Source organism: Citrobacter amalonaticus, from assembly GCF_001559075.2.
Lineage (GTDB): Bacteria > Pseudomonadota > Gammaproteobacteria > Enterobacterales > Enterobacteriaceae > Citrobacter_A > Citrobacter_A amalonaticus_F.
This window is the reverse complement of record NZ_CP014015.2, coordinates 4,819,839-4,836,929: the sequence shown is the minus strand read 5'-3', so window position 1 is coordinate 4,836,929 and position 17,091 is coordinate 4,819,839. Positions and strand designations below refer to the sequence as shown.

15 protein-coding genes are annotated in these 17,091 nt (G+C 55.1%); 13 read left to right on the top strand and 2 right to left on the bottom strand.

What is annotated here, in order from left to right; genetic code table 11:
- Positions 1-9 precede the first annotated feature (9 nt).
- Entirely contained in the window at positions 10-438 is a 429-nt protein-coding gene (uspC, locus tag AL479_RS23340; protein WP_061077850.1) for a universal stress protein UspC, read from the bottom strand.
- Positions 439-1,232: 794 nt separating this feature from the next.
- Between uspC and flhD the strand changes: the two genes are divergently transcribed.
- The 6 genes from flhD to cheW all read left to right on the top strand — a co-directional run bounded on the left by flhD (position 1,233) and on the right by cheW (position 6,660).
- Positions 1,233-1,583 carry a flagellar transcriptional regulator FlhD gene (gene flhD, locus AL479_RS23335; RefSeq protein WP_043000328.1) on the top strand — a complete coding sequence of 117 codons (351 nt, stop codon included), beginning with the start codon at positions 1,233-1,235 and terminating at the stop codon, positions 1,581-1,583.
- Positions 1,584-1,585: 2 nt separating this feature from the next.
- Positions 1,586-2,164 carry a flagellar transcriptional regulator FlhC gene (flhC, locus tag AL479_RS23330; protein ID WP_061078060.1) on the top strand — a complete coding sequence of 193 codons (579 nt, stop codon included), beginning with the start codon at positions 1,586-1,588 and terminating at the stop codon, positions 2,162-2,164.
- Between the two features lie 125 nt (positions 2,165-2,289).
- Positions 2,290-3,183: a flagellar motor stator protein MotA gene (gene motA / locus AL479_RS23325; protein ID WP_061077849.1), complete on the top strand. Its 894-nt coding sequence runs from the start codon at positions 2,290-2,292 to the stop codon at positions 3,181-3,183.
- Positions 3,180-4,109, top strand: coding sequence for a flagellar motor protein MotB (motB, locus tag AL479_RS23320; protein WP_061077848.1), 930 nt, complete (start codon positions 3,180-3,182; stop codon positions 4,107-4,109). The genes motA and motB overlap by 4 nt, the downstream gene beginning before the upstream one ends.
- 10 nt (positions 4,110-4,119) lie before the next feature.
- Complete coding sequence (cheA, locus tag AL479_RS23315; protein WP_192575263.1) at positions 4,120-6,135, top strand: chemotaxis protein CheA; 2,016 nt, start codon at positions 4,120-4,122, stop codon at positions 6,133-6,135.
- 21 nt (positions 6,136-6,156) lie between these two features.
- Positions 6,157-6,660 carry a chemotaxis protein CheW gene (gene cheW, locus AL479_RS23310; protein ID WP_061077846.1) on the top strand — a complete coding sequence of 168 codons (504 nt, stop codon included), beginning with the start codon at positions 6,157-6,159 and terminating at the stop codon, positions 6,658-6,660.
- 126 nt (positions 6,661-6,786) lie between these two features.
- Here cheW and AL479_RS23305 read toward each other — a convergent pair whose 3' ends face one another.
- Positions 6,787-8,055, bottom strand: a complete 1,269-nt coding sequence (locus AL479_RS23305) for a dicarboxylate/amino acid:cation symporter (protein ID WP_061077845.1) — start codon at positions 8,053-8,055, stop codon at positions 6,787-6,789.
- Positions 8,056-8,478: 423 nt separating this feature from the next.
- Here AL479_RS23305 and AL479_RS23300 point away from each other — a divergent pair, with 423 nt between their 5' ends.
- From AL479_RS23300 to tap, 7 genes are all read left to right on the top strand, one after another.
- A complete protein-coding gene (locus AL479_RS23300; protein ID WP_061077844.1) occupies positions 8,479-9,048 on the top strand; it encodes a spore coat U domain-containing protein in 570 nt (189 codons plus the stop codon).
- Between the two features lie 75 nt (positions 9,049-9,123).
- Entirely contained in the window at positions 9,124-9,603 is a 480-nt protein-coding gene (locus AL479_RS23295) for a spore coat U domain-containing protein (protein WP_225851919.1), read from the top strand.
- Positions 9,604-9,619: 16 nt separating this feature from the next.
- A complete protein-coding gene (locus AL479_RS23290) occupies positions 9,620-10,375 on the top strand; it encodes a molecular chaperone (RefSeq protein ID WP_061077842.1) in 756 nt (251 codons plus the stop codon).
- Between the two features lie 11 nt (positions 10,376-10,386).
- Positions 10,387-12,741 (top strand): fimbria/pilus outer membrane usher protein, encoded by a 2,355-nt coding sequence (locus AL479_RS23285; RefSeq protein WP_225851867.1) that lies wholly within the window; start codon positions 10,387-10,389, stop codon positions 12,739-12,741.
- Complete coding sequence (locus AL479_RS23280; protein WP_192575244.1) at positions 12,738-13,700, top strand: spore coat U domain-containing protein; 963 nt, start codon at positions 12,738-12,740, stop codon at positions 13,698-13,700. Before AL479_RS23285 ends, AL479_RS23280 begins: the two co-directional genes overlap by 4 nt.
- 81 nt (positions 13,701-13,781) lie before the next feature.
- Positions 13,782-15,443 carry a methyl-accepting chemotaxis protein II gene (tar, locus tag AL479_RS23275; RefSeq protein ID WP_061077840.1) on the top strand — a complete coding sequence of 554 codons (1,662 nt, stop codon included), beginning with the start codon at positions 13,782-13,784 and terminating at the stop codon, positions 15,441-15,443.
- A gap of 44 nt (positions 15,444-15,487) precedes the next feature.
- On the top strand, positions 15,488-17,089 hold the full coding sequence (gene tap, locus AL479_RS23270; protein WP_061077839.1) for a methyl-accepting chemotaxis protein IV: 1,602 nt from the start codon (positions 15,488-15,490) through the stop codon (positions 17,087-17,089).
- Positions 17,090-17,091: the final 2 nt, after the last annotated feature.

Genomic DNA, 17,091 nt, shown 5'->3' with positions numbered 1-17,091 from the left:
TTTCGGGGATCAATTACCTTCAAGCGGGACCAGCAGAACGTCCACCAGGCTTGAACTCACCACACTTTTCGCCGAGCAGGAGGCTCGCGAAAAGAAGCTATGGTTATGGTTGCCACAGATGACCAGATCCACGTCGTGTTTGCGGCACACGTCCAGAATATGCTCGCTTAACTCGCCGTAGGTAATGAATGTCTGCGCGATCGGATAGCCCGCGTCTTTCCCCAGTTTTTCAAGGAAATCCGTTGTCTCCTCATGCATTACCGCGCGTAAATCTTCCAGCATGGGGGCGGCAAATTGGTTGTATAACTCTGGGTCGGAGGCGAGGGTGATAAGACTGATTCGTGCGTTGACGGGACGAGCAATGGAGACGGCTTTTGCCAGTAGTTGTTGGCTTTCCGGGGTTATCGCCACGGCGACAAGAATGTGGGTGTAGCTCATAACTCGCTCCTTATTGCAAGAATATGAGGTGGTTCTTCAGCATTACTCCGATTCGCTGATAACTGCAATGCTTCTATATGACAATAGTGTGAAGGCTATCATAATTATTCATTAATATTCCTTATAAGTGGATCTAAGGAATAACCAAAAGTGTTAACCAAAACGATTGACTTAAATTAAATCAGTGAGTCAATCAAAATTTGGTTTAACAAATTCATGTTCGTGATTAATTGCAATCTAATCATAAATGCCGCGTATTAATAAAAAATGGGTAACAATTAACATATTGTTTCGCAAGGACAAAAACTAATTTGCTTGTGTGATGATATAAATCCATTTCAATTATTTTCATTGCGTGATTTTAACGAGTGTTGCGTAAAATCTTTCGCCGCCCCCGACGCTTGATTTAATACCCGTGAGAATAAAATGGCGTTTTGCTGGTTAATTTCCCCGCAAAATAAAAGCTCAACTGATGGATTTATGTTAACGATTAAGTTAATTTATGTGATGCGCATCACATATTTTCCAAATTCGCAGCGTGGCTTTGTTGTATGTCTCGGGTGTGACGAGTACAGTTGCGTCGAATTAGGAAAAATCTTAGGCATTTGTAAGAATTCATGTACTCGCGTTACAACCAGGCAAGGTGCCAGCGTGACGCGCGTATTGATGCTTAAGCGCCTGAGTCGAAGGTATGTGTTTGACCTATTTGCTTTTTTTACCGGGAATTCCCGGCGACATCACGGGGTGCGGTTTTTCCGCATAAAAATAAAAGTTGGTTATTCTGGATGGGAATAATGCATACATCCGAGTTGCTGAAACACATTTATGACATCAATTTGTCATATTTACTTCTTGCACAGCGTCTAATCGTTCAGGACAAAGCGTCCGCCATGTTTCGTCTCGGGATCAATGAGGAAATGGCGACCTCTCTGGGGGCGCTGACCCTTCCGCAAATGGTAAAACTGGCAGAAACGAATCAGCTTGTGTGTCATTTCCGTTTCGACAGTCATCAAACCATTACTCGTCTGACTCAGGATTCCAGAGTAGACGATCTCCAGCAAATTCACACCGGTATCATGCTGTCCACGCGTCTGTTAAGTGATGTTAATCAGGCTGATGAAACCGCGCGTAAGAAAAGGGCCTGATGATGAGTGAAAAAAGCATTGTTCAGGAAGCTCGTGATATCCAGTTAGCGATGGAATTGATCACACTGGGTGCCCGTTTGCAAATGCTGGAAAGCGAAACGCAGTTAAGTCGCGGTCGCCTCATCAAGCTGTACAAAGAACTCCGCGGCAGTCCCCCGCCGAAAGGCATGCTGCCGTTTTCCACTGACTGGTTTATGACCTGGGAGCAAAATATCCATGCTTCCATGTTCTGTAATGCCTGGCAGTTCTTACTTAAAACGGGCCTGTGTAGTGGTGTTGATGCCGTCATTAAGGCGTATCGACTGTACCTCGAACAGTGTCCGCAGGGTGAAGAGGGGCCGCTGTTGGCGTTGACTCGCGCGTGGACGCTGGTGCGTTTTGTCGAAAGCGGCTTGCTTCAGTTATCAAGCTGTAACTGCTGTGGCGGTAATTTCATTACCCACGCTCACCAACCTGCGGGCAGTTTTGCCTGTAGTTTATGCCAGCCGCCTTCCCGAGCGGTAAAAAGACGTAAACTTTCCCAGGATGCTGCCGATATTATTCCACAACTGCTGGATGAACAGATCGAACAGGCTGTTTAACCGATACGGTGTGGACGAAACACTCCAGCAGCGGTAAGTCATTACCGCTGCTTTTTTTTGCCTCGCCAACGCGTTAACGCCCCGACTGCGCATCCTGTCATAGTCAACAGCAGAAGGATGATGTCGTGCTTATCTTATTAGGTTACCTGGTGGTTATTGGTACAGTTTTCGGCGGTTACATGATGACTGGTGGAAACCTGGGGGCACTCTATCAACCGGCTGAATTTGTCATCATCGGTGGCGCGGGAATAGGGGCATTTATCGTGGGTAACAACGGTAAAGCCATCAAGGGGACGCTGAAAGCGCTGCCGTTACTGTTCCGTCGTTCGAAATACACCAAAGCGATGTATATGGATCTGCTGGCACTGCTCTATCGCCTGATGGCAAAGTCGCGCCAGCAGGGGATGTTCTCGCTTGAGCGCGACATTGAGAACCCGAAAGAGAGCGAAATTTTTGCCAGCTACCCCCGTATTCTGGCCGACTCAGTGATGCTGGAGTTCATCGTTGATTACCTGCGCCTGATCATCAGCGGCAACATGAATACCTTCGAGATCGAAGCGCTGATGGACGAAGAGATTGAAACGCACGAAAGTGAATCGGAAGTCCCGGCCAACAGCCTGGCGCTGATGGGGGATTCGCTGCCGGCGTTTGGTATCGTTGCGGCGGTGATGGGGGTCGTACACGCCCTCGCGTCAGCGGATCGACCGGCTGCAGAACTGGGTTCACTGATTGCCCATGCGATGGTCGGTACGTTCCTCGGCATTCTACTGGCCTACGGTTTTATTTCACCGCTTGCCAGCGTGCTGCGTCAGAAGAGCGCGGAAACCAGCAAAATGATGCAGTGTGTGAAAATCACGTTGCTGTCGAATCTGAACGGTTACGCCCCGCCGATCGCCGTCGAATTTGGGCGTAAAACGCTGTATTCCAGCGAGCGCCCGTCATTCCTTGAACTGGAAGAACATGTTCGCGCAGTGAAAAATCCGAACCAACAGCAGCAGACGACGACTGAGGGCGCATGAAGAATCGGTCTCATCCTATCGTCGTTGTTAAACGGCGCAAACATAAGGGGCATGGCGGCGGCGCACATGGGTCGTGGAAGATTGCTTACGCTGACTTTATGACCGCCATGATGGCCTTTTTTCTGGTGATGTGGCTCATTTCCATCTCCAGCCCTAAAGAACTGATTCAGATTGCCGAATACTTCCGTACGCCGCTGGCAACGGCGGTGACGGGAGGGAATCGAATTTCCAATAGCCAGAGTGCGATTCCCGGCGGCGGCGATGACTTTACCCAGCAACAGGGCGAAGTGAATAAGCAGCCGAACCTCGATGAACTGAAAAAGCGCATGGAACAAAATCGCCTGAGCAAACTGCGCGGCGACCTCGATCAGCTCATCGAATCGGATCCCAAACTGCGGGCGCTGCGTCCGCATCTGAAGATTGACCTGGTGCAGGAAGGGCTGCGTATTCAGATTATCGACAGCCAGAATCGCCCGATGTTTAAAACCGGTAGCGCCGAGGTTGAGCCGTATATGCGTGACATCCTGCGGGCGATCGCGCCGGTGCTGAACGGTATTCCAAACCGTATCAGCCTGTCCGGGCATACGGATGATTTCCCTTATGCAAACGGTGAAAAGGGCTATAGCAACTGGGAGCTTTCTGCCGAACGCGCCAACGCATCGCGGCGTGAACTGGTACAGGGCGGTCTGGATGACGGAAAAGTATTACGGGTGGTGGGCATGGCCGCCACAATGCGTATGAGCGATCGCGGTCCGGATGACGCCATCAACCGCCGAATCAGTCTGTTGGTACTGAACAAACAGACCGAACAGGCCATTTTGCATGAAAACGCTGAAAGCCAGAACGAGCCGGTAAGTGTATTACAACAGCCTGAGGCCAGTCCGCAGGTAAGCGTTCCCACATCGCCACCAGCCAATCCGAGGTGATAGCGTGAGCATGGATATAAGCGATTTTTATCAGACTTTTTTTGATGAAGCTGACGAGTTGTTGGCTGACATGGAGCAACATCTGCTCGATCTGGTGCCCGAAGCGCCGGATGCCGAGCAACTGAATGCCATATTTCGTGCCGCGCACTCCATCAAAGGGGGCGCCGGCACGTTCGGCTTTACCGTTTTGCAGGAAACCACTCATCTGATGGAGAACCTGCTGGATGATGCGCGTCGCGGTGAGATGCAGCTCAATACCGCCATTATCAACCTGTTTTTGGAAACGAAAGATATTATGCAGGAACAGCTCGATGCCTATAAAAGTTCGCAGGAGCCGGATGCCGCCAGCTTCGAATACATCTGCACGGCATTACGCCAGTTAGCGCTGGAGGCAAAAGGCGAAACCGCGCCAGCGGTGGTGGCGAATGCCCGACTGAGCGTGGTCGACAACACGGCACCTGACGACGTGGTCGTGGCAGAAGCAGCGAAGTTGCGCATTGTTCTCTCGCGCCTGAAGGCCAGTGAAGTGGCCCTGCTGGAAGAAGAGCTGGGCAATCTGTCCACCCTGTCTGATGTCGTCAAGGGCGAAGACAGCCTGGCGGCAACGCTTGATGGCGACATTGCAGAGGATGACGTCATTGCCGTGCTGTGCTTTGTGATTGAAGCCGATCAGATTGCTTTTGAGAAAGTGGTAGCAGCGACGGCACCTGCGGTCCAGCCGGAAGTGGCTGAAGTGGTTGCTGTCGAACAGCCTGTCGCCGCAGTCCCTGCGGTGAAAGCGGTTGCCACAGAAGCGCAAACCGGACGCGTAGAGCGGGAAAAACCGGCGCGCGCCAGTGAATCCACCAGCATTCGTGTGGCGGTGGAGAAGGTCGATCAGCTGATCAACCTGGTCGGTGAGCTGGTGATTACCCAGTCAATGCTTGCACAGCGTTCGAACGAACTCGACCCGGTGAATCATGGCGATCTCATCACCAGCATGGGTCAGTTACAACGTAACGCCCGCGATCTGCAGGAATCGGTGATGTCGATTCGTATGATGCCAATGGAATACGTGTTTAGTCGCTTCCCGCGTCTGGTGCGCGACCTGGCGGGTAAGCTTGGCAAACAGGTTGAACTGACGCTGGTCGGCAGCTCAACGGAACTCGACAAGAGCCTGATTGAACGCATCATCGACCCGCTGACGCACCTGGTGCGTAACAGCCTCGACCACGGTATTGAACTGCCGGAAAAACGCATGGAATCCGGTAAGAATGTGGTGGGCAATCTGATTTTGTCGGCGGAGCATCAGGGCGGCAACATCTGCATCGAAGTGACCGATGACGGGGCCGGGCTGAACCGTGAGCGCATTCTGGCGAAGGCGATCTCCCAAGGGATGGCGGTTCATGAAAACATGACCGATGACGAAGTGGGGATGCTGATTTTTGCCCCTGGCTTCTCAACGGCCGAGCAGGTGACTGACGTTTCCGGACGCGGCGTGGGCATGGACGTGGTGAAACGGAATATCCAGGAGATGGGTGGCCACGTTGAAATCCAGTCGAAGCAAGGGACTGGCACCACCATCCGTATTTTGCTGCCGCTGACGCTGGCGATCCTCGACGGCATGTCCGTGCGCGTCGCCGACGAAGTCTTTATTCTGCCGCTGAATGCGGTGATGGAATCCCTGCAGCCACGTGACGACGATCTGCATCCGCTGGCCGGTGGCGAGCGCGTGCTGGAAGTACGCGGCGAATATCTGCCGCTGGTTGAGTTGTGGAAAGTCTTTGAAGTGGAAGGGGCGAAAACCGAAGCCACCCAGGGCATCGTGGTGATCCTGCAAAGCGGCGGTCGCCGTTACGCGCTGCTGGTCGATCAGCTGATCGGTCAGCACCAGGTGGTGGTTAAAAACCTGGAGAGCAATTATCGCAAAGTGCCGGGCATTTCAGCCGCCACGATTCTGGGCGATGGCAGCGTCGCGCTGATTGTGGATGTCTCCGCCCTGCAGGGTTTAAATCGCGAACAACGTATGGCGATCACCGCCGCCTGATTGAGTAAGAAAGGGTAAAATATGACCGGTATGACTAATGTAAGCAAACTGGCCGGCGAGCCGTCAGGTCAGGAATTCCTGGTGTTTACGCTGGGAGATGAAGAGTACGGTATCGACATCCTGAAAGTGCAGGAGATCCGTGGTTACGATCAGGTCACGCGCATTGCCAACACGCCTGCCTTCATTAAAGGGGTGACCAACCTGCGCGGCGTGATTGTGCCGATTGTCGATCTGCGCGTGAAGTTCTGCCAGGGCGATGTTGAGTACAACGATAACACCGTGGTGATTGTGCTGAATCTGGGACAGCGCGTGGTGGGGATCGTTGTGGATGGCGTGTCTGATGTGCTGTCGCTGACCGCAGAGCAAATCCGTCCGGCCCCGGAATTTGCCGTGACGCTGTCGACGGAATACCTGACCGGACTCGGCGCGCTGGGCGACCGGATGCTGATCCTGGTGAACATTGAGAAACTGCTGAACAGTGACGAAATGGCGCTGTTAGATATGGCCGCCTCTCACGTCGCCTGATCGTATTGCTGGATGTGGTTACCGTGCTTTAATGCCGGATGACGCTGTGCTTATCCGGCCTACGGCTGAAGGTGGTTGTAGGCCGGATAAGGTGTTTACACCGCCATCCGGCAATCACCGGAACCGTTATGCTTCAACCTGTTGTGACACCGCCTCCTCATCACTCTCTTCCAGCAAACCTTCGTTTTGCGCCAGCATCGCCGTCGCAATACCGTTACCTAACACGTTAATGGCGGAACGGCCCATGTCGAGAAAATGGTCGATGCCCATCAGTAGCAAAATGCCGGCGACCGGAATGTTAAAGCTCGGAATCGTTGCCGCTAGCACCACTAATGCGGAACGCGGAACGCCGGCAATGCCTTTTGACGCCAGCATCAGCGTGAGCATCAGGACGCTAATCTCAGCAAACGACAGGTGAATGTTGTAGGCCTGCGCGATAAACATTGACGCAAAAGAGCAGTAAACCATTGAACCGACCAGATTGAACGAGTAACCAATGGGCAGCACGAAGGAGACGATGTTGCGCGAGCAGCCAAATTTTGTCAGTTGCTCCAGCGTTTTCGGATAGGCCGCTTCAGAACTGCTGGTAGTAAAGGCTACCAGTACCGGATCCTTGAGCATTCCGAGCAGGCGAAACACCTCTTTTTTCAGTACCAGATATCCCACTGCCAGTAACACCAGACAGGTCATCAGAATAGCCACGTAATAGCCGCCAATGAACGAGGCATAGTTGAGCAAAATGCCCAATCCTTCGGTGGCGATCACCGAGGAGATGGCGGCAAAAATGGCCAGCGGGGCGACGTACATCACGTAGCCGGTTACTTTCAACATAATGTGAGAAACCACGTCCAGCGCCGCTACCAGCGGGGCATTGAATTTTTCGCCCAATGACGCGCCGCCGATCCCGAAGAACATCGAGAACACCACAATCTGCAAAATTTCGTTATTGGCCATCGCACCGGCAATGCTGGTTGGAATGGTATGCGACAGGAAACCTTTCAGGCTCATCCCGCCGACGGCGAGACCGGTATCCACGGCTTCTTTCGGGATAGCCAGATTAAGTCCGCTGCCGGGTTGTTCCAGGGTGACAATAAACAGGCCCACCAGAATGGAGAGGATGGAAGAGCTGATGAACCAGATCATCGCTTTGCCGCCCACACGCCCGATGGTGGACGTCTCGCCAAGACGCATAATGCCTACGGTCAGGGTGCTGAACACCAGAGGGGCGATAACCATCTTAATCAGACGTAAGAAGATGTCGGTAAGAAGGGTGATGTTATCCGACCAGGCGGCAATGACGCTTTCGGAGGTATAAGAGTGAATAACCGCACCTGACACAATACCTGCCAGCATGAAAATCACGATAAATATCGTGAGTTTATTTGCATTTGCCACTAAAAATCCCTCGGGCTGAATTTAACAATTTTTTATCAGCGATACATGTGTTTTATGTATTTAACGACACTGAATCATTTCCTACCTAACCTGGAGTAATCCGCCGGGGGTTACAACTATTTTTTATTATTTACTTATTTTGTTGTGTTCTGACCAACGCGATTTTGTGAACTGGATCGCATAAGAATGAATATATCCTCTCAGATTGCGAGGAAAACAGAATGCTAATAATGTTAATAAATTGATATATAAGCGTTTTACACGTCAATCACCCGTTCGTATGGCGAAGCCAGACGGCAGTGGTTGTTTTCTCATCCGTAAACTAAATTTCTGATTATCAGTTCGTTTTACCGATCTGCGTGACCTTTCTCGCCATGCGTGTTGTGACTTTCGTTAAACGTGGCGATTTTTCGGAGGTGTTTGATGAACAGATTATCCCGGTTCCTGGGTATGGCTGGCATTTTCCTTCTGCCACTGCCTTCAGCAATGGCGGTGACCAGCAGTGGGACCGTCGGGGCGACATTAACCCTGACTAACGGCTGCCTGATCAATGGCTCACCGAGTCAGAACGGCATTAACTTTGGTACGCTGGATTTCGGTACCCATCCAGCTACGTTCTCGGAATTAACCACTCAGCTGACGGGAGCCGCGGGCGGGAACAGTTTTGGCATTCAGTGCACCACCACGGATTACACCGTGCAAATCACCGGTAATACCAACTCGTCAGCACCCGGTACGGTCATCGGCACGCCGGGCACGCCGGCCCGTTACCTCGTCAATGCGGCGAATACCACTCAGGGTGTGGCTTACAGCCTCTACAGCGACAGCGGTTTTAACAACGTAGTCAGTAATAACACCCCCATTCCGAAAGCCTCAACGACGGCCGGCGTTGACAACTACACGTTGTATGGCCGGATCCAGGGCGGCGGAAACAGCGTCACCGTGGTACCGGGGACTTATACCGATACGATTAACGTCAGCGTCATCTACTGATTCGTCCATGAAATGAGGATCCTTAGCGTGGGCTTCCCGCGTGGAGGCAGGGGACGGCTACGCCTTTTTCTGGCGATGGTCGGTCTGGCCGCGGTGCCGGTGATGGCCGTCACCACCCAGTCCTTTCAGTTGAACGCCACCATCACGCCGGGCTGCTCGGTGACCACCGGCAGCGGCGCGGCGCTGGGAACCCTGAACTTCGGCACGTATAGCGGTGTAGAAAACCGGCAGGTGAGCGCGCAGTTTGTCCCCAACGCCGCGCTGGCGCTGGCCTGCACGCCGGGCGTGGCGCTGAGCATGACGATTGACAGCGGCCGCAACTATACCTCGGTGCGTAATATGCAACGCGCAGGGGGAACGGAGCGGGTGGCTTATCGTCTCTACAGTGCGTCATCACTGGCGGCGAACAGCGAAATTGGCGTGAATCAGCCGGTCTCTGTCGTTTATACCGACAGCAATAATATCGCGTTACCGCTGTTTGGCGCGGCAACGCTGACGGGGTTTAGCCCCGCTGGCAACTATTCAGATCAGCTTACGGTGACCCTGTCATGGTAGCGAAGGGAGAAGTGATATGCAGATGCGAGCGTCTTTGGGATTGCTGTTTGGCTTCACGGCAGCGCTGGTTTCAGCCGGGGCGAACAGTGCCGCAACCATCCTGCTGTGGCCGATCGATCCCTGGCTGGCGGCAGAGAGCAACGCCACTGAGTTGTGGATCCAGAATCAGGGAAATACCCCAACGACGATGCAGGTGCGAATTGTTCGCTGGCGGCAGGATGAGGGTTTCGAACGCTATCAGTCGCAGCAGGATGTGGTCGCCAGTCCGCCGATTGTCCGGATCGAAAAGGGCAGCAAACAGCTGATTCGTCTGATTAAACAGTCCACAGTTCCCGCCGGGGTTGAGCAGGCCTACCGTATTATCGTCGATGAGATCCCACAGCCCGACGGCGGCGATAAACCGCAAATGGGGTTGAAGGTGCAAATGCGCTATTCATTGCCGCTGTTTGTCTACGGTCAGGGGATTCAGACCTGGGCGCAGGGAGAACATCATGCGCGGGTGGATCCTGCGAAACTGCGCTGGCGGGTGGTACGCGCCGACGGGCAGTCACAGCTGGAAGTGCGTAATGACAATGTCGTGCATCTCCGGTTAAGCAAAGTCATGCTGCGTCAGAGCGGGGCGCAGCACACGATGGCGCAAGGCTTGCTGGGCTACGTTCTGCCTGGCAGCACGCGTCGCTGGCCACTCCCCGCAGGCGCCACCCATCCGGACAACATGAGCGCGGCAATCAACGCACAGGGTGGCAAATGGTTGTCTGGTCCCGCCCACTAAGCGGCTTACTGATGACGACCTTTCTTATCACCAGCGGGATCTGTCGTGCAGAGTCAGGTGATGATGCGCTCCCGCCGCCACCCGATGCCCGTGCTATCGATCAGCAAGCGGTTTTTCATCTGGCGCTGATTGTGAACCATTACGATACGCAGCGGGTGGTGCCAGTGATACAGCGGGCAGGGGAGTTCTACGTCAGCCGGGACGATCTGCAGCAGGCCGGACTTCCCGCCGAACACCTTCCGCAGGGCGAGGTGAATGTTTCGCGCTTACCGCAAGTTAACGCGCAATACGACAGCAGTGGACAGCGTCTGCTACTGAGCGTACCGCAGGACTGGCTACCCGAGCGCGCAACGCCATTTGGCGGTGAGGCCACGGCAAACGACGCGCGCAATGGCAGCGGCGCGCTGCTCAATTACGATTTCTACAGCAGCCACACGCAAAACGGCGACAGCCAGGCTTCCATCTGGCACGAGTTGCGCTTCTTTAACGATGCTGGTTCGCTCTCGTCAACGGGCTACGTGCGACAAAATCTGGCCGGGAACGACGATCAGCAGGACGGATACGTGCGCTACGACACCGTGTTCACCGCGACCCATGAGACCGATGCGACGCAATGGCGGGTGGGTGATGTGATAAGCGATGCCCTGAGCTGGAGTAACAGCGTGCGGGTGGGCGGCGTGTCGTGGGGGCGCGACTTCTCGTTGCGTCCGGATCTGGTGACCTGGCCCTTGCCGGAATTCTCCGGTGAAGCCGCGGTGCCCACCGCGGTGGATCTGTTTATCAACGGCTACCGGGCCGGTTCAACGGAGCTTCAGCCGGGGCCGTTTACGCTCACCAACCTGCCCTACATTAATGGCGCCGGCGATGCGGTGCTGGTCACTCGCGACGCGCTGGGCCGCCAGGTGAGCACGACTTTACCGTTTTATGTCGCCAGTAATCTGCTCAAAACAGGCGTCAGCGACGGCGCGATCACCCTGGGCAGCCTGCGCCGCAATTACGGCATCGACAATTTTGACTACGGTCCGGCGGTCGGCAGCGCGAGCTACCGCTACGGGGTGAACGATTATCTGACGCTTGAAGGGCACGTTGAGGGCGCGGAAGCACTGGCGCTGGGTGGCGTGGGGTCGCTGGTCAAACTGGGGCGACTGGGTGTGGTGAATGGCGCATGGACGGAAAGCCGAATGCGCGGCAACAGCGGTAATCAGATTAACTGGGGCTATCAGTACAGTACCGCTGAATTCAGCGTGGCCACCCAGCACTCGCGGCGTGAGCGCGGATTTGGCAACCTGGCGCTGTACGATCAGACTCCGCTGGTGGATAACGACAACCAGCCGCTGGCCTCGTTGAGCCAGCGCAGCGACCAGTATTCGCTGACGTTCAACATGGGCGAATTTGGCAATGTCGGTGCGGCCTGGATTGGGATCCGCAGTTTTGACTCGCAGAAAACAGAACTGCTGAATCTCTCCTGGAGCCGGAATCTGTGGGGAAGCAGCAGTCTTTATCTGTCGGCAAGTCGCGACAATCAACAAGGGGACTGGACGCTGGCGATGTCGGTGCAAATCCCGCTCGGCGAACGGGACAGCGCGGCGGTGTCGATGGAAAAAACGCCCGATGCCGGTCAGACCCAGCGCATTAATTACAATCATTCGATGCCAACCGACGGTGGGTTTAGCTGGAACCTGGCCTGGGCGCGACAGTCTCAGGCGCGGGATTACCAGCAGGCGACGCTGGGCTGGCGTAACCGGAATATCGAATTACAAGGGGGAACTTACGGCGAAGGCAATGCCATGACCTGGTGGGGCGAGGCGATGGGATCGCTGGTCCTTATGGAAAACCAGCTGTTTGCCGCTAATAAAATCAACGATGCTTTTGTGCTGGTCAGTACCGACGGGCATCCTGATGTTCCGGTCAATTACGAAAACCAGCCGGTCGGTCACACTAACGATCAGGGCTATTTGCTGATCAGCGGCGTCTCCGCCTACTACCCGGCGAGTTACAGCATTAACACGCTCAATCTGCCTGCCGATACCCGCCTGAAAGAGACCGAACGTAAAGTGGCGCTGCGTCGCCAGAGCGGATATCTGGTTGATTTCCCGATGGAGCAGGAGCGGGTGGCAAGCGTTATTTTGCATGACGAAAACGGGCATGCGCTGCCGGTGGCAAGCCAGGTCATGCGGGATAATAAATCGCCCGCCGTGGTCGGCTACGACGGGATCGTCTGGCTGGAGAATCTCGATGGCGTGAATCCGCTGCGGGTCGTCACGCCCGACGGAAAGCGTTGCGAAACCGCCTTCTCGCTGACCGCCAATCCCGAACATAAACTCCAGACCTACGGGCCGTTGATCTGTCGTCAGGGGGTCGGATGATCGGACGTGTGCTGTTGTTGCTATTACTGACGGCTGCGCCGGGGGCCTGGGCTGCCTGCAGCGTAAGCACCACGGCGGGGGCCTTCGGCAGCGTCTCCTCGTTTACCGTCAACAGCACGGAACAGGCGACCAGCGCCAATCTGCTGGTGCAATGCGACGTGGTGTTGGGGTTACTGAATAACGATACGGTGACGCTGACTTATACCGGGGCGACGGTGTCTACAGGCACCCGCGCCAACCTCAAGCGCACGGACAATACCACCGTGACGGATGTGGTGCCGGTGCGCCTGTGCGGTCAGTCCGGCTGCGCCAGCAACAGCGAGATTGCCATCGGCGGCAGCTATACCTGGAGTGGCAGTACGCTGCTGGCGCTGTTAGGTTCCACGCGCTTTACGTTACCGCTTTTCTTTCGTACCAGTACCGGGCAGAACGTCAGTGCCGGGCCGTATCAGGTGACGCTCAATTTCAACGTTTATTACAACATCTGTCAGGTGGGAGCGCTGGGGCTGTGCGTCACTACGCAAACCAATACGGTCGCCACCACAATGCAGCTTAACCTGACGGTGACCAATGACTGCATCACCATTAACGCGCCGAACGTCAATTTCGGCAGTGCGCCGCTGGTCAAAAATTTTCCCGCCATTTCGCAGGCGGTTTCTATTACCTGTACCAAGGGCAGTACCTACACGGTAGGCATTAATAACGGCAGTTATGCCAACGGTAATGTGCGCAATATGGCGAGCGGCAACAACCGCCTGAGCTACGAAATTTACAAAGCGAGCACCACCAACCGCTGGGGGAGCGTCGGTACGGAACGTTGGGCCAGCAGCGCCTCATCCTCTACCAGCAGCGACGGTCTGCTGCGAACCTACAACTACACCGCCAGAGTGTTACCCACCCAATCCACGCCTCCCGCCGGGACTTACACCGACACGGTGGTGGTGGATATCGCCTTCTGACCTGGATTTCCCTTTCGCAAACGTAAAGTTCTTATCAAGGGTGCCGATAACGTTGTTAACTCGTTTTCAGGAAGGTGCCTTATGTTTAACCGTATCCGCGTTGTCACAATGCTGATGATGGTGCTGGGGGTTTTCGCACTGCTACAGCTTGTCTCTGGTGGTTTGCTGTTTTCGTCTTTACAGCAGAATCAAAAAAGTTTTGTTATTTCCAACGATCTACGCCAACAGCAGAGTGAACTGACCTCGACATGGGATCTGATGCTGCAAACACGTATCAACCTCAGTCGTTCCTCTGCACGCATGATGATGGACGCCAACAATCAGCAGAGTAGCGCAAAAAACGATCTGCTGAAGAGCGCGAAAAATTCTCTCGCTCAGGCGGCGGAGCACTACGCCAGGTTTAAATCTATCGATCCGCTGCCAGAGATGGCGGAGGTCAGCAGCAATGTGGACGAAAAATACCAGAAATATTTTGCCGGATTAACCGAACTGGTGCAGTTCCTGGAAAGCGGCAACATGGATGCGTTTTTCGCGCAACCCACGCAGGGAATGCAAAACGGACTCGGCGACGCGAAGAGCAAATACGCCAGCGTCAGCGAAAAACTCTATCGCCAGGCATTTGATGAAAGCGCGCGCGACTACCAGTTTGCGCAGTGGCAACTCGCCATCCTGGCGGTGGTGCTGGTGCTGATCCTGGTGGTGGTGTGGTACGGCATTCGTCACACCCTGCTCAACCCGCTATCCCGAGTCATCGCCCATATTCGCGAAATCGCCGGCGGCAATCTGACCAACACCCTGACCGTCGCCGGACGTAATGAGATTGGCGAACTGGCAAGCAGCGTTGATCACATGCAGCGCTCGCTGGTGGAAACCGTCACCCAGGTGCGCGAAGGCTCCGATGCCATCTACTCCGGTACCACGGAAATCGCCACCGGTAACACCGATCTTTCATCACGGACCGAACAACAGGCGTCGGCGCTGGAAGAGACGGCGGCCAGCATGGAAGAGTTGACCGCGACGGTGAAACAGAACGCCGACAATGCCCGACAGGCGTCGCAACTGGCGCAGAGCGCGTCGGAAACCGCGCAGCACGGTGGCAAAGTGGTGGATAACGTCGTCAAAACGATGCATGAAATTGCCGGTAGCTCGAAGAAAATTGCCGACATTATCAGCGTGATCGACGGTATTGCCTTCCAGACCAACATCCTGGCGCTGAACGCCGCGGTGGAAGCCGCGCGAGCAGGCGAACAGGGGCGTGGCTTTGCGGTGGTCGCTGGTGAAGTACGTAACCTGGCCAGTCGCAGTGCGCAGGCGGCAAAAGAGATCAAAGCGCTGATTGAAGATTCTGTTTCGCGCGTGGATACCGGCTCCGTGCTGGTCGAAAGCGCGGGCGAGACCATGAACGATATCGTCAATGCGGTGACCCGCGTGACCGACATTATGGGCGAAATTGCCTCGGCTTCTGATGAACAAAGCCGCGGTATCGATCAGGTGGCGCTGGCGGTTTCTGAAATGGACCGCGTGACGCAGCAAAACGCCTCGCTGGTCCAGGAATCCGCCGCCGCTGCGGCCGCTCTCGAAGAACAGGCCAGCCGTCTGACGATGGCGGTATCCGCATTTCGCCTTGCCGCGCGTCCTTATGCGGTAAAAACCAAAGAAGAACGGACTTCTGCTGACGCGCCTCGCAGCGCGCAGAAGCCCTCGTTAAGCATGGAGCACGATACTAACTGGGAAACATTTTGACCGAAATTTAACACTGCGGCCGTTGCCGCCTGATGGGAGCGTTGATGTTTAATCGTATTCGAATCTCGACCACGCTGTTTTTGATTTTGATCCTCTGCGGTGTATTGCAGATTGGCAGTAATGGCTTGTCTTTCTGGGCATTTCGGGACGGTTTTCAGAGCCTGAATCAGGTCGAGCAGAGTAATCAGCAACGCGCGGCGCTGGCACAAACGCGCGCCGTTTTATTACAGGCGAGTACCGCCCTCAACAAGGCCGGGACATTAACGGCGCTGAGCTATCCGCCCGATGACATCAAAAGCCTGATGGTCATCGCGCGTGAAAGCCTGGCGCAGTCCGGCTCGCTGTTTAACAGCTTCAGGGCGATAGAGGCGAATACCCAGGAGGGGAAAGCCTTGCAGGACGCAACGGAGAAAAGCTTCACCCAGTGGCACAGCGATCTGGAGCATCAGGCCACCTGGCTTGAGAATAACCAGCTGTCAGACTTTCTGACCGCGCCGGTGCAGGCTTCGCAGGATGCCTTTGATGTGAACTTCAACGCCTGGCAGCAGAACATTAACCATGTGCTGGTGGTGGCAGGGCAACAGAGTAAAAACAATTACCACATGTCGGCGGCGATTTTTATCAGCATGGTGATTATTGCCGCGCTGTTAACTACCGGAGCACTGTACTGGTCGCGCAAAATGATCGTCCAGCCGCTGGCGATTGTCGGCAGCCATTTTGACAGCATTGCCGAGGGTAACCTGGCGCGGCCAATTGCGGTTTACGGACGTAATGAGATTTCGGCGATCTTTGCCAGCCTGAAGGCAATGCAACAGGCGCTGCGGGAAACCGTCAGCGACGTGCGTCAGGGCAGTCTGGCGATGCATACCGGGATTTCTGAAATCGCGATGGGCAATAACGATCTCTCCTCACGCACCGAGCAGCAGGCGGCATCATTGGCGCAGACGGCGGCCAGCATGGAGCAGTTAACGGCTACCGTTGGTCAGAACGCCGATAATGCGCGTCAGGCTTCCGGGCTGGCAAAAAGCGCCGCCGATACGGCGAAAACCGGCGGCGAGCAGACCAGCAAAGTCGCCAGTACGATGCAGGCGATTGCCGCCAGTTCGCAAAAGATTGGCGACATCATTGGCGTGATCGATGGCATTGCCTTCCAGACCAACATTCTGGCGCTCAACGCGGCGGTTGAAGCAGCGCGAGCTGGCGAACAGGGGCGTGGATTTGCCGTGGTAGCCGGAGAAGTGCGTAACCTCGCGAGTCGCAGCGCCCAGGCGGCGAAAGAGATTAAAGGGTTGATTGAAGAGTCGGTGAACCGTGTCCACCAGGGATCGCAACTCGTCGATACGGCTGCCCACACCATGACGGAAATCGTGAGTTCGGTCACCCGGGTCAACGACATCATGGGCGAGATTGCCTCGGCGTCAGACGAACAGCGCAGAGGGATCGAGCAGGTGGCGCAGGCGGTCACCCAGATGGATCAGGTGACGCAACAGAACGCCGCACTGGTGGAAGAAGCAGCCGCCGCGACCGATCAACTCGCGCATCAGGCCGACACGCTGTCCGCCCGCGTGGCAGTATTCAAACTTGAAGAACAGGTTGTAACACACCAAGAATCGGCACCGCCACAGGCTGTGCCCGTTGTATCCTGAAT